The organism is Rhizobium sp. CBN3 (genome assembly GCF_030518245.1).
Lineage (GTDB): Bacteria > Pseudomonadota > Alphaproteobacteria > Rhizobiales > Rhizobiaceae > Rhizobium > Rhizobium aethiopicum_A.
The window spans coordinates 111927-129067 of sequence record NZ_JAULSE010000008.1; the positions used below are offsets into that span (position 1 = coordinate 111927).

The window sequence follows — 17141 nt, forward strand, 5'->3', positions numbered from 1 at the left end:
AGTGTTCCCCGGAGAAGGAACGGTTATCCGCTTCCTCGGGGAACGAGCATTTACAGGGCCATGCAGGATAGACCAATCAAACTCCTGACCTATAACGTACATAGCTGCATCGGCAGTGACCGGAAACTCGATCCCGGCCGCATCGCTTCCGTCATTGCCGAGACGGGGGCCGACATCATCGCGCTTCAGGAGGTCGACGTCGGCAGGCGCCGGACAGGCGGCATCGATCAGGCACACGTTATCGCTTCGCTTCTGAAAATGCAGGCGCATTTCCACCCCGCCTTGTCGGTCGCCGAAGAACAGTATGGCGATGCGATCATCACCGCCCTACCGACAGGCGTGATCAAGGCCGGCCCGCTGCCCTCGGTCGGCGAGACCAGGGGGGCGCTCTCGGTGGAAATCATCGCCGGTGACAGGAAGTTGCTCGTCGTCAACACCCATCTCGGCCTTCGCGGCCGCGAACGCATCCAACAGATGACGACGCTGTTGAATTCCGGCTGGCTGCACGGAACCGCGGAAGCTCCGTTGCCAACTGTTCTCTGCGGCGATTTCAACGCCATTCCCTCGTCGGCGACATATCGGCTCGTCGCGCGCTCCCTCAGGGATGCGCAGCTTGCCGGCGGGGATGCCCCGAAAGCGACCTTCCCCTCCCGCTACCCGCTGATGCGCCTCGACCACATCTTCGTCACCGACGACCTTGTTGTCCGACGCGCAATGGTCCTCCAAACCCGTCTGACGAAGGTCGCCTCCGACCACCTGCCTCTCCTTGCCGAAATCAGTTTCGCCTGATCACTCGCCGTCGCCCGCGCGGGCCACACTCCGAAGCATCCGGCACAAAAACGACATTCGACTTCGCCCCTTGAGGGATAATGCCACTCAGACCGTCGACAGGCTGCCCGAACTGCAGATGTTCGCCACGCGGCAGGTGAAGGTCGTGATGGCGGGTGCGTCAGTGACGGCTGTAGAGCGGCGGCGCTACTTCTTCGTCGGCGAGCTCCGGGTAAAGATGTCTGCGCGTGCGGGCGAGTGCTTCCGCCTCCCGGCGGTTCCGCTCCAGCAGCACGGCAGTAACATCCTTGTACGGTTCGCCCTCCGATACGGCGACGCGGACAGTTCCGCCCTGCGAGAGGAAGTCGCAGAACGACCGCACCGAGCGAAGACGCGTCGTAATCTCGACGTAGCGATCGTCATGTCCAGCCATGTTCGCCTCCGTTAAAGCGGTAGGATGTCACGAACACTTCGGCGAGATGATGGCGTCCCTTCCATGGTGAAGAAACCGACGCGCGATCTCACAGAGAACCACTACTGCCATCACCGCCGCGCAAGCTTTCGATTCATCGCAGCGACGGCAAGCGGCAGCGCCGTTGTCACAACGGTTCCCCAAGGCAGCCGTCTCAGCCCCCTGGTGATGACGAAGGCACCCGCCATCGCGCCGGCGAGCTTCAGCCACGGTTGATCGCCGAGCTGGGCATGGGCGCTGGAATCAGCCCACCGGACGTTTTCGGTGACAATCGTTGCGGCCTGGCGCCTGATCCCATGAAGGCGAGCTCGAAGGATCTCGAGCTCCCACCTCAATTCCTGCAGCCGGCGTTCCAGAATGTGCTGCCCCGAGGTCCGCACCGCTTCCCCGACATGATCGTCGGTCGGGGCAGACACATCTCCGCTTAATGTGGCAAAGTAGGCTCGGTATTCCGCCTCGTTCGCGAAGCCCTCACGGCGAACGAGATCCGGATTGATGGTCGGCTCTTCTCCATTCGGCCCTGAAGCAGCGGCATCGCCGCGGTTATTTTCCGCACCGAAAACGACGGCTCGATCCTTGAACATGATGCGTCTCCCGTTGGTTCCTTGCGGCAGAACGCACGATAGCTCTAAATGATCCGTGCGCCGATCAGGCGGGCAGCCACCCATATCGAGGACGTCACCGGCACGATGTGCTGAAGCGCTCAGGGCGGAAGTCCGCAAGCAGCGGGTGGCGGCGGCCCGTGGCGATCTCATCCGCCAACAGCTCGCCGGCAATCAGGCCAAGGGTGGCGCCGCTATGGCTGAAGGCGACGAAGTAACCGGGGGCCGATGACAGCTCGCCGAAAACAGGCTCGCCATCGCCAGGAATAGGCTTCGGACCAACGCCATAATCTTCGATCTCAAGCACCGGATTGCCTTCGAGGACTCTCGATGCCTCTCGCAGCAGTCCCTGCAGCGTCGATTGCCTGACATTGTAACTTCCGTCGGGGTTGGCGCTCACCTCGTCCTCCGACCAGGCGGAATCGAGTGCGAAGCCGCCATTGGGCATCGGTCGAATGGCGACGCGCGGCGTGTTGAGCACAGCCTTCAACGGGTGGCGGATCGGCTTTGTCCTGACAAGGAGGGCGATGGGCGTCGCATCCTCGATCTGCTGGCCGGCCTCCGCTACGATCGTGGGAACCTTGCTGCCTGCAGCGAGCAGCACGGCGTCGGCGTCGCGGCGCGTGCCGTCCGCCGTGATCACGCCGCGGGCACGCGCATCTCTGATATCGACCGCTGCTGGCCCGGCATCTGTGATGATCTCGCCGCCCAGCGCACGGAATTCTTCCGCAAGCCTACCAATCAGGGATGGAAGATCGACCCACCCCTCCCCGGGATTGAAGATTGCGCCTTGCGGCGTCACGGCGCTTGGGTCGACGCCGGGCGTCACCGCAGCGACCTTCTCCGAGGTGAGCCATTGTGCGTGATAGCCGAGGTGACGTTCGTATTCGAAGACTTCGGCGATCTCGTTGCTGGCGTCGTCCGCGTCCCAGGTCAGACCGCCGTCGAAGCGCAGCCACGGCGCGTTGGGATATCGAGCAGCCAACGTGCGATAGCGGTCGATGCCTGCCAGACGCAGCCGGTGATAGGCATCGGAGCGTTTTCGCGCCGAGTTCAACCAGGCGAGCGACCGGCCGGACGCCCCGTTGGCAAGTGGGCCGTCATTGATGAGCATGGTATCAACCCCGAGCCGGGCCAGATGGAGCGCGGTCGAGACGCCGAAAATACCGCCGCCGATGACAACGACCTTCGAAGGTTTTGTGGAAGCATTCATGCGGGTACCCTGTTCCTGCTCTTGCTTGATCGAACTGAATTGAACGCGTTACGGCTGGCGCCTCAGAGAACTTCCGCAAGGAAGCGCTTCAGCCGCTCGCTTTGCGGCGTGTCGAAAATCTGCTGCGGTGAGCCGGCTTCGACGATGCGGCCTTCGTCCATGAAGACCACCTGGTCGGCCACGCGGCGGGCAAATCCCATCTCGTGCGTCACGACGGCCATGGTCATGCCCTGACGGCCGAGCGTGGCCATCAGGTCGAGCACGCCCTTCACCAGTTCGGGATCAAGCGCGCTCGTCACCTCGTCGAACAGGATGACCTCCGGATCCATGGCCAGCGCCCGAGCGATCGCGACCCGCTGCTGCTGCCCACCGGAAAGGCCCGCCGGCCGGTGATCTCTGCGCGCGGCCAGACCAACATCGGCCAGACGCGCCTCGGCGATGCGCCGCGCCTTCTGCCTCGACATCTTCTTGATCTTCGTCAATGCGAGCATGACGTTTTCGAGAGCGGTGTGATCGGGAAACAGATTGAAGTGCTGAAACACCATGCCGACACGGCGACGAAGCTTTTCCGGCCGCATGGCCAGGATGCTCTCGCCGTCGAGCAGCATGTCGCCACTCTTCGGCTCGACGAGCCTGTTCATGCAACGCAGCAGCGTTGATTTTCCCGAGCCGGAAGGGCCGATGATGCAAGTGACCGTCCCGGCGGCGATATCGAGATCGACGCCCTTGAGAACATCGAGTTCGCCGTAGGCCATGCTCAAATCCCGGATTTGCAGCGCTCCGCCCTGGAAATGCCGGCTGTCCTCGCTGGCGGCGGCGGTGGTGGAATAGGTGCCGGCAGCAGCAAGCTCGCTCACCTCGGCTAGTCCGCTCGCGGGGCCGGGACCGCGCCCCTGTTTTCCCAGACGCAGCCTCGCGTCGATATAATTGACGAAGTGGGTCAGCGGCACGGTGATCACGAGGTAGAAAACACCTGCCAGAAGCAGTGGCGACAGGTTGCCGGTCACGACCGCCTGGTCTTGCCCGACGCGGAAAATCTCCCGCTCGGAGGCGAGCAATCCTAGGAAATAAACAAGGCTCGAATCCTTGACGTTGCCGATGAACTGGTTGACCAGCGCCGGCAGCACGCGCCGCACACCCTGCGGAATGACGATCAGGCGCATGCCTTGCCCGTAGCTCATGCTGAGCGCCCGGCAGGCTTCCATCTGGCCGCGCTCGACGCTTTGGATGCCCGAGCGAAAAATTTCGCCGATGTAGGCGCCGGCAATCAGGCTGAGCGCCAGGATGCCGAGCGGGAATGGCGACGGGCCGAAGACATCCCGTCCGATCCTGGCAAAGCCCTGGCCGATGATCAGGATCGTGACGATGGCCGGCAGCCCGCGAAAGATATCGGTATAGATCCGCGCCGGCAGCCGCAGCCAGCGAGACTGCGAGATGCCCATCACGGCAAGAACCATGCCGATGACGACGCCGAGCACGGTCGAGGCCGCGGCAAGGATCAAAGTATTTTTCAGGCCGACACTGATCATGCTCGGCAGCACGTCCGCCATCGCGCTCCAATCGAGGAAGCTGCGGCGCAGATTGTCTATCCAGTTCATCGTGATCCCCATTAGGCCTTGTCGGGCATGCCGCCGAGACTAGGCCGTCCGCCTCGGCGGACGGCGCGACGCCTCATTTCTTGGGGAGATATTCATCCGGCATCGGTGAGCCGGGGAACCACTTCTCATAGAGCGTCTTCCAGGTTCCGTCCTGCATCGCGTCGTGAAGGGCGCCGTTCAGCGCCGTGCGGAAGGCATCGTTTCCCTGCCTGATCACGAAGCCCGCCGGTGCATCGAAGGACGGAATGTTGACGGCGACCTTCAGCGCGGGATAGCGCTCGCCATATTGCTTGGCGGCCTCGTAGTCGAGGAAATGCGCATCGATCGTGCCGTTGTTGAGTGCGGCGACGGCGGAATTGTTGTCAGGAAATTTCACGAGATCGGTCTCGCCAAAATTCTTGGCGGCGTAGACTTCCTGTAAGGTTCCCTGCACGACGCCGAGCCGCTTGCCCTGCAGTCCGGCCGCGTCCTTGATGGCGGCGTCCGACGTCAGCACGGAGAGATAACCAGCGAGATAGCCGTCGGAGAAGTCGACGGTCTTCTTGCGGGCTTCGGTGGTTCCGATCGCGGCGACGGCAACGTCGAACCGCTCGTTTGCCACCGATGGCAGGAGCGCCGAAAATTCCTGGCCGGTGAACGTCACCTTGTCTTTCGCAAAGCCGAGCCGGGACACGACGTTGAGAAACAGTTCGATGTCGAAACCGGTGAACTGGCCATCCGCGGTCGCAAATGTATAGGGCTTGGCATCGCCCATCGTGCCGACGCTGATGACGCCGGGCTCGATCAGATTGTAGGGATTGTCGGCCGCCGTTGCCAACCCGACTCCCATCGCCAGAAAGCAAGCCGCGAGACCGGCTTGCAGAGGCGCAATGACTGCCGGAAGTGACTCAAAAAGCTTCATGTTCGTTCTCCGCTCTGAAAGGGATGCTCTTGTCGGCATTATCCGTTTACCCGCCTTGCCGCGCTTCCGCGGCAACACGATCTGCACAGATACCGGTCTCTTGTAAAAAGAGACCGGTCTCACAACAGATTTGATAACTGTCAATTGACCGGCCGTCAACAACTCTTGTAGTGCTGCGGCATGGAAGATTCCGCTGCTCCGAAACGTTCAGTCACGGTCGCCGACGTCGCCAAGGCGGCACGAGTGTCGAAAGCGACGGCCGCCCGCGTGCTCGGCGGCTACGGCGTCGTCAGCGGCAGAATCAAGGATCAGGTCATGGCGGCGGCGGCCGCACTCGAATACCGGCCGAACGAACTTGCGCGCAGCATGAGCACCGGCCGGTCCGGCATCATCGGGATTGTCGTGGGCGATATCGAAAACGCCTTCTTCAGTCTGGCAGTGCGTGGCATCAGCGATGCGGCTCGGCTCGCCGGCTTCAACGTGATCATTTCCAATTCGGGCGAGAAGCTTGAAGCGGAGAAATCAGCGGTCGACCTCCTGATCGGCAAGCGTGTCGATGGCTTGATCGTGTCGCCCGCCCGCTGTGACAGCTTCGACCATCTCCGGCACCTCGGCCGCGCCGGTATGCCGCTGGTCCTCTTCGACCGGAGCATCCCGGATCTCGATGTCGACGCCGTGACCGGCGATGATCGCGAGGCCGCCATCGCCGCCGCCCGGTTTATGGTCGAGGCAGGACATCGACATCTCGCTTACGTTTCGGCCATGGACGTCGAGGACGGCGGACTCACCGATGTCGCCCGGATATCGAATTCTGCCGTGCGTGAACGCGTGGAGGGTTTCGTGAGCGTCCTGACGGAGGCAGGCTTACCCAACCCCCTTCACTATGTGCGGCTCGGCGCGACGGACCAACCGCAGACGGACGCCGTGATCAAACGCCTTCTCTCGAATTCATCGCCGCCAACGGCGATCCTCGCATCAGATAGCCTGGTGGGGCTGCGCGTCTTCAAGTCGCTGCAATCACTCGGCCTCTCAATTCCCGACGATATCTCGATGATTTCCTTCCTGGATGCCGACTGGACAAGCGTTACCGTTCCCCCGATTACCGTCGTCGACCAGCGCGTTTACGAGATGGGCAAACTCGCCGGTGAGCGGCTCGTCGCCCGCATCGAACAGATCCCCCTTGCCGTCGAGTGGCTGCGGGTCAGCACCAGCCTCGTCATACGCAGCTCGGTCGCAAGGATTGACCGGTGAGTTTGGTCCTAAGTGGGATGTGAAGCGAGGCCTAATCGAAAAGCTCACCGTGGCCAATCTGCTCCCGCTTGCCTGGCACATCGCTAATCGCGGGGTCGTCGGCAGGATCGGGATCCTTTTTATTGGCTTCGGTCAAAAACCGTGCCGCCTCAAGGAATGCGACCGAGATTTCCTCGGTTCCCCATCCGGCTTCATTGGCGGCTGCAATCAGCCTCTTCAAAGCGTCGCGCGCAGCAGCGCTCGCTTCTTCGAAGCGCTGAGCGGGAGCCTCGGCTTTTGGCGGTGGAAAGGTCATCGGCGTTCCCTTCATGGTCTGGCTACCCAGGATGAACGCAGCTCCCCCGAAATGGATGCACCACCAAGACGATTTAGAGGCGGACGCGCCGGCGCTCTCGATCAGATGACCGTCTGTAGCAGAAACGGGGAACGCTCCAGCGGACGCTGGGCGAGGATCCTCAGCATCGCCGGACCCTGTATGCCGGTTGTCGCGCGCGAGCGGCCGTCGTGATAGACGACCGTCATGACCTGATTGACAATATCATAGCGTATCTCAGCGATCGTCCGGGTGTGAACCGGAAATACGAATTCGTCGGGCTCGGATATTTGCCCGGAGGTTTTCAAAGTCATCGCGATGCCCCAACGATAACAGCGCCTGTCCCTCGTCCCCCTGTTTCAGTGCATCCGGCCGGAAATCATAAGCGCTGAGCGGCCCAATCAAAGCATATATTGCTTCCATGATCGCGTGACATCGGCGTGACACGCTATTGCGCGTTAAAAAAACTCTTGTAAAACAGCTGTTTATAGAGGCGACGAGCGCCTGCGAAAGTCACGCATTTAGTGCAATGTCGTCTGTAACGCATGGACACGAGCGGCCTGCGGCCACCGTTCGCTCCTGCGCGCGAGCGACCAGACGGCCTCCTCCACCGCAAGAACCGCGTCCCTCAGCCGCTCGATCTCATGATCGAGTTCACATCGCTCGGCCTCAGCAAGATCATGCGTGTCAAGCAGCCCTCTCGCCCCTTCGATCAAGCGTTCTGCGCGCCGGACAATATCGAGAGCGCTTCGTATAAGGACGTCGAGCATGCATTTTCCCTCCTTGCCCAACAGAGAGTCGGGGAGAATCGGGATGCTGGCAATCCTAAAATCTTGTCAGATCCGCTCGCGCATCCTGTCGTAGAAATCCCTGAGATCTCGTAAGGCCGACGGCTCACGATGGCGCGGTGGGGAGAGCTGACGTGAGGCAAACGCCAACAAACCCGCGACAGCGGCCAGGAGGGCAAACGTTGAGAGCGGATAATGTTTCACCAGAGCCTCGGTCTCGCGGACCGCTTTTCCGGCGCCGCTCTTCGCTGAACGCCCGGCGCTGATGACCTGTTGCTGTAGCCTATCAACCTGTTGCCGCAGAGCGCTCAATTCTGTGCGCAAATCTTGCTCGGCCTGGCGGGGGACCCCGACAGAGGCGGTGTTGATATCGACGATCGCTTTCGGAACCGGCTCGCCGATCTTGGCTCCTTCGGTGTCGAGCGTCGTCCCCACAGTGTTCTTGCGGCGCGGCATGATCAGGTTTCCTCTCTAGTCGTTATCGAGCGAAAAAACCGGTCGGTAATGGCGCTCTGCGATCAGCAAGCTCCGGTCGGGCCGGATAATGTAGATCTCCTCGACTTGCCGCCCCCATTGATCCGTAAATGTGTGCGGGAAGGATGAACCGACCGGCGATCTCGTCAGCTTTGTGCGCGGTTGCCCGTGATAGGTGATGCTGCCTGGAATGGGGCCCAGCCCCGCGGATGAGTAGCTGCCGGCGCTGGTGGTGCAGCCCGTCAGCGCGATGGCCAAAACCAGCCCCAGTCCCACGCTCCGCCTCATCGAATCCTCCGGCTGCTTCAGCATTCGCCTGTCGCACAAGTAACAAGAGGCGCCGGACATTGTTCCAGAATCCGGTGGTGCCAGGCAAGAGTTCCTCTTCGAACAGGAACAACCGTGCCATGGCGTAGTTCGGCCGGCAAAGGAGATGCCATATGAACCACGAAGCACCGATCCGACCAAGGCTCTCCGCGAGGACCCGGCTTGCGTTTGGTCACCCGGCCCGGTACCGGACGTTCCAAAACAGAGGCAGGGGCCGCCGTTCAAAAGACCATTCTGGATCATATCATGGCTGACGTCATCGAGGTCGATTTCCACCTGGTTTGGCACTATCCGGTTTTCATCCGCACCGCGGAAGCGAGCAGCAGCGCATAGAAGGTCCGGACGCGGCACTCGACGTCCTGAACCATCGCTGGTCCAACGTTCGGGGCGGCGGTTATTTCGAAGCGAAGCGGCGCTGCGTCGATGCGCTTCGCCGACGCGGAAGCGCCGAACTGGCGCGCCAACGTTTCATCCAGGCCGCCATTGCCGCGGGTGTCCTTGCCTGAGGCAAGAAAGGCTCGGCACGCCTCTCGAAACAGCTGGTCTGTGCGCTAACGCACCAAGGAGACAAGTCGCTTGGTCTCAAACAGGACGGACATTATCTTGATTAAGTGAAGGGCGACGACATTAAGCGGCAATCGTGGCGGGCGTTCATGGCGATTTTCTACAGACCGATATTACCGCAGGATTTCAGATGCCTGTCGAAGGCCGTCATGAGCTGGTATCGCCATTTCGGCGTCTCGGTGAGCGAACACGACAGCCAGATCCTGTGCAGCGCCGCCATCCAGCTCTTCAATGACGGCAAGACCGATGTCGACGACCTCGCCGCAGGATTGATCGAGATGTTTCCCGCCCCGGATCTGCTCAAGATCAACGCTCCGACCTCGCAGTCGATTCACTAACGCCTGTTCGAAAGCTGGAATCTCTCTTGCGCAAACGCGCAGATAAAGGTCGGCCAAGGCGGCCGCGGCCGCCAAGGAGAGGCTTCGCGGTCGCAACGCGTGAATGAAATCCTGGCTCGCCGTCAACCGGACAGCTAAAGCTCGTCGCTGCGACGCTTTACCGCGTGTTTTACAGCCAGCAAATGTCGGCGCCGTTCGATCATGTAGTCAGCATAACCGACGCAGATGTAAAGCAATGTCGGGCCGGCGTAGATGACGATGAGAGCCAGTGCAACAAGGATGAATGCGGTCGTCATGGTCGTTTTCCGTCATGTTGATCATGTAAAGCGGTGGACCTCGTGCCTTGTGCTCATCAGGTTCCACCGCCAGGTCTGTCCCTCACTTCTCTCTTGCGTCGTGGGTGTGGTGGCGATCATGCTCGCCGCCGCCGCCGGAAACCTTGCTTCGCGTACGTCTATCCGGCTCGGCTGCCGGTTTCGGTATCTCAAGCGGCGACTTGGCGTTTTCGTGGGATGCGCCTGGGCCGCCCTGGCGGATCGTCGACGGGCTCTTCTTGGAAGTAGACATCGATGCCTCCTACCTGTCCTGCTGGTAACCCTGATGGGTTGTGTTGACTTTGGTGTTTCCTTGTTGACCCTTCTTTTCCGGGTTTTCGCTGCCGCCTGCCATCGCGGAATCCTCTGCCTCGGTCCGCGCCGGCTTGCCGGCTCCCTTGTTGCTGACGTTGTCGGCGGGAATGGGGGGTAATCTGCTGCTCATCATCTTGTCCTCATTTAGGATTCCGATTGGAGCTGTGATCCGAATATTGCTCGGTCTGAACAGTCTTGCCGTCGAGGCCGCGCTCTTTGGAGTGCCGGGTCTTGTCGCGGTTCGAAAGAACCGTGTTTGCGGGAAGCTTTTCCTCGTCGAGATTGGTCATCGCGCCGCTTCCGTCGCCCTTCCCCTTCGCGCCCGCGCCAATGTGCTTCCGGTCGGCATGTGCCATGGTTTTCTCCTTCCATTTATGGACTCAAACACACCAGGCCCATGGAGGTTCCGGGATGCGAAACTCAAATCGCCTGACGCTCGAGCGGACAAGCCGAGACGTCCTAAAGCTTGTCCAGGTGCCGCTGCAGTTCGTCCTTGGGGATGAAATTGTCGGTGCTGCCCGGCTCATGATCGGGATGCGATACCTTCACGTCGAGATCGTCAGGAAGCGACAATGCCTGGTTGGCGTTCATGATGCCCAGCGGCACCCGTCCTTCCTCGGTTTCTACGGCAACTTCGACAAGTGGTCTTCTGGCTTTCATCTCGGCGTTCCTTATCCCTGTCTAGTCGAAATCCGCCTGCTTCCCGATCGTTCCCTTGCCGCGTGAATCCGTGGCCTTTCTTCCCGCATCGCCGCCGTAATGCTATGCAGCAGAGGGTTCGACGCCAGCTCCTCCAACGAGAGCGACAACTTCGGCTTCCAGTTGGGGTAACTGTCGCTCGTGCCAGGGATATTGGTGGGCCTTTTCTCGTCGGTCAGGTCGGCAAGCCGAACCGCGACGAGAAGCGACGGAGTACGGGCGATGAAGCGGTAGGCGCTGACCGTCAATTCCCTCAAAGTCTCCCGGCCGGCCCTCGCACTAAGACCTGCCGGCACGTCGATGCCGGCAGCGAGGAGCGCGGCCTTCAGATTTCGTCGCTCGCGCCGGCGGTGCTGGAGATGTTTTGCCGTGAGATCGGGCGGCACGATGCCGTGGTCGCGGCGATCCTGGATGTCGGCGCTGCGCCACCAGCCGGCAAGCGTCTGGTGGTCGTGCGTCGAAATGCAAGTCAGGCCAAAAACGGGATAGGCATCCGGCGGCTTGAAGCCTTTCTCGTCCTGTTCATAGGAGAGAATGCGATAGGAGAGGATCTGCGCCGCCGCCAGCTCGTCAGGCAAATCCGGCGGGATCATTCCCAGCGCTTCGCCGATGACGAGGCATCGATACTTGTCGGACGTCTCGGCCAGGATCTGCAGAAGCCGATGCTGGGGGTAGCGGACATAGGCGCCGTCTCCCGGCGTGCTGTCGAGTGGCACCAGAAAGAGGCGGCGGAGCGCCGGCGCGTGATCGATACGGATCGCACCAGCATATTGCATCGCGGCGCTCACCATGCGGCGGTAAGGCGAGCTGTCTCCGGCAGCGATCGCGGAAGGCAGATATCCGGCAAGATGCCAGTCCTGCCCCTCTATGGCGAACGGATCCGGAGGGCTGCCGATGGTCGCTTTCGAGATATAGACATCCGGCTCGCTCCACGTCGCCGATCCGTCGACCGCCTCGCCCACGGCGAGGTCGAGATAAAGCCCGATACGCAGGCCGGCTTCCCGCGCCCGATCCGCTGCTTGAAGCAGTTGCCGGTGAGCGATCCACTGCAGCCACATGTGGAAGCGGACCTCGTCCGCATGCTCGCGCGCGAATTCGGCGACGGCGGCGCTGTCAGAGCGCCGGAAATCTGCCGGCCACCCCCGCCAGCCGGCGCCTGCCCCGCGTTCCGCCATGGAAAGCGAAAGACATTCAAAGAGCGCATGGCGCCGCAAGCTGTTGCCGCCTCGCGCGACGAAGGCATCGAAATCAACAGGATCGTACGTTTCATCGGTTGCACCCGCCTGCAGCCAGGCGCGCCAGAGGTCCCGCAGAATTCCAAGCTTGGCCCTCGCCACTCCGGCATAATCGACGAGGTCGCTTCGGCGAAGTCTCTCCAATTGCCGTTCGAGTTCGGCACTACTGACAAAACCTGGCAATCTATCGACTGCGATATAGAGCGGGTTGAGATGCTGACGGCTTGAAGGTTCATAGGGGCTGCAGCGATCGGGATCGGCAAGAAATGGGGCGTGAAGCGGATTGAGACCGATGAAATCAGCGCCAAGCTTCCCCGCCAAGTCGGCCACGTCAGACAGATCCTCGAAATCGCCGATGCCCCAGTTTCGCGCCGAACGCAGTTCGTAAAGCTGCAGGCTGATACCCCAGACCCGCGTCTTGAACAGGAAATCCGGCAGAAATGATTTGGGAATCGCCCTATCCGCCGGCCTCGACTGCTGCTCCAGTCGCGGTGGATAAGTTTGGCGATGGGTGGTTCCCGATAGCTCGACTTCCAGAGCCGAGAGTATCTTGCGTTTGGTGTCGGCGGAAATCGCCACCTCGCGATCGTCGGGACTCGGCCTGGTCGGGCTGATCCCGTATCGCCGGGCGAGCTTTTCGAGTTCGGCGGATTTCATCGTCCGATCGCCTTCATGCCAGGCCCTCACCCGAGATGCTCCATATCACCGTCCAGGGCGCCAATTGTCCTCCATCGCGGCCGCCGAGGCGGAAGATCGTTTCGCCTTCTTCGCGCCGCCGCAGAAGCGGCGCCGCCTCGCCGCCGAGATTGGCATCCAAATGAAGGCGACGGTCGCCGGCCAGGACCCAATCCACTGCGAGCGTTGCACCTGCGGAGCGGTAGACCCCGTTTCCGCCGCCGGCGCCTTTCAGCAGGGGAACGATCCGTCGATGTCGGAGGTCGAGAAGCGTCTTGTAGAATTCAAGCATTTCCGATGAGGCGCGTTTCGACCAGTCGAGCTTGGCAGCCGCAAAGGTCGACGGCGCCGTCGGGTCGAGATGCTCGTCAACATCGAAGCCCGGCAGGCGCGAAAGCTCCTCACGCCTGCCCTTCCTGACCTTCTCGTTCAGATCCTCGTTGAAATCGCAGAAGAACGGAAAAGGTTCTCGCGCACCCCATTCCTCGCCCATGAACAGCATCGGTATCTCAGGTGCCAGCAGGTAGATCGATGTGACGGCCTTGACGGCATCCGTCGGGCTCGAAGCCATGATCCGGTCCCCCAGCGCCCGGTTGCCGATCTGATCATGGTTCTGGATAAAGGAGACGAAGGCGGTGGGCGGCAGATGGCCGCTCGGCTTACCCCGGCTCCCGCCGCGGTAGGGCATATGCTCCCCCTGGAACACGAAGCCTTCCGTCAGCGCCCGGCCGAGCTCGCCGGCGTCACCGGCATAATCGGCATAGTAGCCGAAGGTTTCACCCGTGGCGGTAATATGCAGCACATGGTGCATATCGTCGTTCCATTGGGCCGTGAACAGCCTCGCCTCGCCGTCTGCGTCACGTTCCAAAAGGTCGCTGTCATTCTCCTCGTTTTCCACGATCAGATGAACATGCCGGTCACCGGCCGCAGCCTTGACGCGGCGGGCCAGCGCGTGAAGAAGATGCTCAGAACTGTCGTCCTTGATGGCGTGGACGGCGTCGAAGCGAAAACCGTCGAGCCTGAATTCGCTGATCCAATAGATGGCGTTCTCGATGATGAATTCGCGGATCATCTCAGAGCCGTCGCCGTCATAATTGATGCCGTGGCCCCAGGGCGTCTTGTGATGATCGGTAAAGAGCGGCGCGTAGGAGGGGATATAGTTCCCGTCGGGTCCGAAGTGGTTGTAGACTGCGTCCAGGAAGACAGAAATGCCACGTTCGTGCGCCGCATCCACCAGCGCCATGAGATCTTCGGGCCGGCCGTAAGTGCTGTCGGGTGCATAGGGAAGCACGCCGTCATAGCCCCAGTTGTAGCGACCCGGGAAGTCGCTGAGCGGCATGATCTGCAGCGCCGTGACGCCCAGATGCCGCAGATGGTCGAGACGCCCGATCGCGGCCTTGAAAGTCCCTTGCGGTGTAAAGCAGCCGATGTGCAGTTCATAGATGACCATCTCCTCCCAGGGCCGGCCGGCCCATTCGCGCGTGCTCCAGCGATAGGCAGCAAGGTCGACCACTTCGCTTGGACCATGCACATCCTGTGGCTGGAAGCGCGAGGCGGGATCGGGAATTTGAAGACCGTCCGGCAGGATGAAGCGATACTGCGTACCAGGGCCGGCATCCGCGACCGCGCACTTATGCCAGCCATCTTCAGCCGCTTGCATCGGGCGCGGATCAGAGCCTTCGATTTTCAACGAAACGCTTTCATGCAGGGGGGCCCACAGGCGAAACAGGACGCCATCTTCGGTGAACGCGGGGCCGAACATCGTTTTGGTCAAAGGAAAGCCTTCGGTGAGGTGAGATGGGTTTGAGTAACTTTTGTCAGGGCAAAAAGTTTCGCCTGGGGTGGAGCGCAGCAAGCGAGCGAGACCTGATCAGCGGGCGGCGCAAGTCTGAATTTAGCCGCGACGTCATCTCGTTGATCGTGAAGGATTCACGCGGACGAAAGACGAGCTTTTCGTCTTCCGTTTGCAACGCGCTTGTGATTCATGCGATGTAAAGGCCGCGATTTCAGCGCCAAACCAGTCCCAAATATGATACGCGCGTTATGTCGCGGATTAATCGAGTGTGGATGCAAAGATGACAGCAGCGCCTCACGCCTTCAGCTTTGTATCAATTTTGCTTGCAGTCGGGCTGTATACGCCTGCATTACCAGAGAGCTTTTCTATAAAGTCGCTCGATTCCGTCGCCACTAACTGTCCAGGTTTTGGAAAAACTTCATTAGACGCATCGCTCGTCATGCAATGCGATGGCAACAAACGGACGTTGATGATTGCCAAGAGCTTAAATTTTGACGGCGCTTCGTATATTAGAAATCCAGACATCCACGCAAAGGAAATATTGTCAGACGTTCGTAAAACTATAAATGAAGAATTGAACATCAAAAATCGACACTTAATATTTTGCAATCGGTCGGTAGATACTCTCGGAAGATGCAAAACAGTCTATATCCTGGGCGGGGCCAGGAATTTTGAGGAGGCGGCTTTGGCCATCAATCCAAAGGACAGTAAAATTGACAGCTTTTCGTATTTTCTGATCCTCTCCTGGGAGGGAGGCAATTAAGAAATGGAACTGACCCTGCTCCAACCAGTCCAGCTCTCCCAAAGCCGCCGCGCCTCGATCATCACGCCGCCGCCACCTTGTCCCTCAGCGCCTCGTCCATGGCCGCCTGGAGCTGCTCTTGCGTGAACGGCTTCGCCATCCTGAGCATCCGGCCGAGCCCTTGATCTTCGGCGAGCTCGACATAGCCGGAGGCGAGGATAACGGGCAGGTTGGGGAAGGCTGAACGAAGGTGGCGCGCGAGCTCGGCGCCCGTCATGCCCGGCATGGCATGATCGGTGATGACGAGATCACAATCCTGTCCGCCGGCGAGGAATTCCAGGGCCTGGGTAGCGGAAGCTGCCTCCCGCGGCAGGTGTCCCAGATCCTCTAGCATTGCCACGGTTCCGGTCCTGACGAGCGCATCGTCGTCGACGACGAGGATGGCGAGCGATCGCGAGACCGCCTTCGAAGGTTCAGCGGCGGCAGGCACGACCGCCGGCTGCGACTTGGCAATGCTCTGCGCGACGGGCAGCCAGAGCGAGACGGTCGTGCCCTTGCCTCTTGTACTCGAAATCTGGATGGAACCGCCCGATTGCGCCGCCAGGCCGTGCACCATCGACAGGCCCAGACCGGTGCCTTTGCCTATCCCCTTCGTGGTGAAGAATGGCTCGGCGGCGCGCAGGACTGTCGCCTCGTCCATCCCTTCGCCATCGTCCGACACCGATATCTTGATGTAATTCCCACCTGCAAGACCGGCCGGCCGGGTCTCCTCCGCCGCCGCGGCGACCGTCACCGCACCGCCGCTTTCGAGCGCATCCCGCGCATTGACGAACAAGTTGAGCAGCGCCAATTCCAGCTGATTGCTGTCCACCAGCAGCGGCTCCAGATCCGCAGGGATGCGCTTTCGGATCTCGACCCGCGGTCCGACCGCCTTGGCGAGCAGATCCTCGACGTTTTCGAACAGGCGGAGAAAATCGACCGCCTGCGGCTTCAGCTCCTGTCGGCGAGCGAAGGCGAGCAGGCGCTGAGTTAGCGCCGTACCGCGTTCGGCGGCCTGGATGGCGTTCGTCACCAGACGTTCGCTGCGCTCATCGGCGGGAAGTCGCTTCTTGAGCAGACCGAGGCTGCCGAGCACCGCCATCAGAAGATTGTTGAAGTCGTGCGCCACGCCGCCTGTCAGGTGGCCGATCGTATCGAGCTTCTGTGCCTCGAAGAGCTGCGCCAGCGCTTCCTCACGCTCGCGCGTCCTTTGGTCGATCCGGTGCTCCAGCTCCTCGTTCAGCTGACGCAGCTGCGCGGCCGAGGTTTCGAGTTCGGCGGTGCGCTGGTGCACCCTCGCCTCCAGCTCGGCATTTAGACGTTCGAGTTCCCGCGTCTTTCTGTAGAGATCGGCAAAGACCCTGACTTTGGCCCTCAGCACCTCGGGCACGATCGGGACGGAGACGTAGTCGACGGCGCCGACTGCGTAGCCGCGCAGCCGGTCCGGTTCGGCCAGCATCACGGCGGAGACGAAGATGATCGGCGTGTTCTGATAGCGCGGGTGCTGGCGGATCATGCCGACGAGTTCGAAACCGTCCTGCTCGGGCATGCAGACGTCGACGAGGATCACGGCGATCTCGCTGCGCAACAGATGCTCGAAAGCTTCGCGCGCCGACTGCGCCTTGATCAGGTTTTCCTCGAGTTCTTCGAGAATGACCTCGTAGCTCAGGAGTTTGGCGGGCTGGTCGTCGACGAGGAGGATGTTGACGGGGTTCATG

General features: G+C 61.0%; 23 protein-coding genes. 5 read left to right on the plus strand and 18 right to left on the minus strand.

Translation table 11 applies throughout. The features are described from left to right. The first annotated feature begins 60 nt into the window (after nt 1-60). Complete coding sequence (locus QWJ46_RS14400; RefSeq protein WP_302751752.1) at nt 61-789, plus strand: endonuclease/exonuclease/phosphatase family protein; 729 nt, start codon at nt 61-63, stop codon at nt 787-789. A gap of 160 nt (nt 790-949) precedes the next feature. On the opposite strand, the gene QWJ46_RS14405 is transcribed toward QWJ46_RS14400, so the two are convergent. From QWJ46_RS14405 to QWJ46_RS14425, 5 genes are all read right to left on the minus strand, one after another. Then, nucleotides 950-1201, minus strand: coding sequence for a hypothetical protein (locus QWJ46_RS14405; protein WP_184456398.1), 252 nt, complete (start codon nt 1199-1201; stop codon nt 950-952). Nucleotides 1202-1311: 110 nt separating this feature from the next. Further along, nucleotides 1312-1824: a hypothetical protein gene (locus QWJ46_RS14410; RefSeq protein WP_302751753.1), complete on the minus strand. Its 513-nt coding sequence runs from the start codon at nt 1822-1824 to the stop codon at nt 1312-1314. A gap of 94 nt (nt 1825-1918) precedes the next feature. Then, on the minus strand, nt 1919-3055 hold the full coding sequence (locus QWJ46_RS14415) for an FAD-binding oxidoreductase (protein WP_302751754.1): 1137 nt from the start codon (nt 3053-3055) through the stop codon (nt 1919-1921). 62 nt (nt 3056-3117) lie between these two features. Then, on the minus strand, nt 3118-4653 hold the full coding sequence (locus QWJ46_RS14420) for an amino acid ABC transporter permease/ATP-binding protein (protein WP_302751756.1): 1536 nt from the start codon (nt 4651-4653) through the stop codon (nt 3118-3120). A gap of 73 nt (nt 4654-4726) precedes the next feature. After that, on the minus strand, nt 4727-5554 hold the full coding sequence (locus QWJ46_RS14425) for an ABC transporter substrate-binding protein (protein WP_302751758.1): 828 nt from the start codon (nt 5552-5554) through the stop codon (nt 4727-4729). Between the two features lie 180 nt (nt 5555-5734). On the opposite strand from QWJ46_RS14425, the gene QWJ46_RS14430 reads away from it, so the two are divergent. Beyond that, the gene (locus QWJ46_RS14430; protein WP_302751760.1) at nt 5735-6805 is read left to right on the plus strand and encodes a LacI family DNA-binding transcriptional regulator; all 1071 of its coding nucleotides are present in this window, start codon (nt 5735-5737) and stop codon (nt 6803-6805) included. A gap of 31 nt (nt 6806-6836) precedes the next feature. On the opposite strand, the gene QWJ46_RS14435 is transcribed toward QWJ46_RS14430, so the two are convergent. The 5 genes from QWJ46_RS14435 to QWJ46_RS14455 form a co-directional block, all read right to left on the minus strand. Further along, on the minus strand, nt 6837-7100 hold the full coding sequence (locus tag QWJ46_RS14435) for a hypothetical protein (protein ID WP_302751761.1): 264 nt from the start codon (nt 7098-7100) through the stop codon (nt 6837-6839). Nucleotides 7101-7201: 101 nt separating this feature from the next. Continuing rightward, nucleotides 7202-7432, minus strand: coding sequence for a hypothetical protein (locus tag QWJ46_RS14440; RefSeq protein WP_302751762.1), 231 nt, complete (start codon nt 7430-7432; stop codon nt 7202-7204). Between the two features lie 207 nt (nt 7433-7639). Further along, entirely contained in the window at nt 7640-7888 is a 249-nt protein-coding gene (locus tag QWJ46_RS14445) for a hypothetical protein (protein ID WP_302751764.1), read from the minus strand. A 66-nt stretch (nt 7889-7954) separates the two neighbouring features. After that, the gene (locus tag QWJ46_RS14450; RefSeq protein WP_302751766.1) at nt 7955-8362 is read right to left on the minus strand and encodes a hypothetical protein; all 408 of its coding nucleotides are present in this window, start codon (nt 8360-8362) and stop codon (nt 7955-7957) included. Between the two features lie 15 nt (nt 8363-8377). Then, complete coding sequence (locus QWJ46_RS14455) at nt 8378-8668, minus strand: hypothetical protein (RefSeq protein WP_302751869.1); 291 nt, start codon at nt 8666-8668, stop codon at nt 8378-8380. A 320-nt stretch (nt 8669-8988) separates the two neighbouring features. On the opposite strand from QWJ46_RS14455, the gene QWJ46_RS14460 reads away from it, so the two are divergent. Beyond that, nucleotides 8989-9213 carry a DUF982 domain-containing protein gene (locus tag QWJ46_RS14460; protein WP_368046088.1) on the plus strand — a complete coding sequence of 75 codons (225 nt, stop codon included), beginning with the start codon at nt 8989-8991 and terminating at the stop codon, nt 9211-9213. Nucleotides 9214-9360: 147 nt separating this feature from the next. Continuing rightward, nucleotides 9361-9609, plus strand: coding sequence for a hypothetical protein (locus tag QWJ46_RS14465; protein WP_302751767.1), 249 nt, complete (start codon nt 9361-9363; stop codon nt 9607-9609). Nucleotides 9610-9743: 134 nt separating this feature from the next. Here the strand turns inward: QWJ46_RS14465 and QWJ46_RS14470 are convergent, their stop codons facing one another. From QWJ46_RS14470 to treZ, 7 genes are all read right to left on the minus strand, one after another. Beyond that, nucleotides 9744-9905, minus strand: a complete 162-nt coding sequence (locus QWJ46_RS14470) for a hypothetical protein (RefSeq protein WP_164517833.1) — start codon at nt 9903-9905, stop codon at nt 9744-9746. An 82-nt stretch (nt 9906-9987) separates the two neighbouring features. Further along, nucleotides 9988-10176 (minus strand): hypothetical protein, encoded by a 189-nt coding sequence (locus QWJ46_RS14475; RefSeq protein ID WP_085781675.1) that lies wholly within the window; start codon nt 10174-10176, stop codon nt 9988-9990. 9 nt (nt 10177-10185) lie between these two features. Beyond that, nucleotides 10186-10368, minus strand: coding sequence for a hypothetical protein (locus QWJ46_RS14480; RefSeq protein ID WP_064807541.1), 183 nt, complete (start codon nt 10366-10368; stop codon nt 10186-10188). A gap of 10 nt (nt 10369-10378) precedes the next feature. Beyond that, complete coding sequence (locus tag QWJ46_RS14485) at nt 10379-10594, minus strand: hypothetical protein (RefSeq protein WP_085781677.1); 216 nt, start codon at nt 10592-10594, stop codon at nt 10379-10381. 103 nt (nt 10595-10697) lie between these two features. Continuing rightward, a complete protein-coding gene (locus tag QWJ46_RS14490; RefSeq protein WP_302751768.1) occupies nt 10698-10898 on the minus strand; it encodes a hypothetical protein in 201 nt (66 codons plus the stop codon). A gap of 11 nt (nt 10899-10909) precedes the next feature. Continuing rightward, entirely contained in the window at nt 10910-12829 is a 1920-nt protein-coding gene (gene malQ / locus QWJ46_RS14495) for a 4-alpha-glucanotransferase (protein WP_302751769.1), read from the minus strand. Nucleotides 12830-12842: 13 nt separating this feature from the next. Beyond that, the gene (treZ, locus tag QWJ46_RS14500; protein ID WP_302751770.1) at nt 12843-14621 is read right to left on the minus strand and encodes a malto-oligosyltrehalose trehalohydrolase; all 1779 of its coding nucleotides are present in this window, start codon (nt 14619-14621) and stop codon (nt 12843-12845) included. Nucleotides 14622-14922: 301 nt separating this feature from the next. On the opposite strand from treZ, the gene QWJ46_RS14505 reads away from it, so the two are divergent. Beyond that, entirely contained in the window at nt 14923-15405 is a 483-nt protein-coding gene (locus QWJ46_RS14505) for a hypothetical protein (RefSeq protein WP_302751771.1), read from the plus strand. Nucleotides 15406-15466: 61 nt separating this feature from the next. On the opposite strand, the gene QWJ46_RS14510 is transcribed toward QWJ46_RS14505, so the two are convergent. Beyond that, the gene (locus tag QWJ46_RS14510) at nt 15467-17140 is read right to left on the minus strand and encodes a response regulator (protein WP_302751772.1); all 1674 of its coding nucleotides are present in this window, start codon (nt 17138-17140) and stop codon (nt 15467-15469) included. Nucleotide 17141 lies beyond the last annotated feature (1 nt).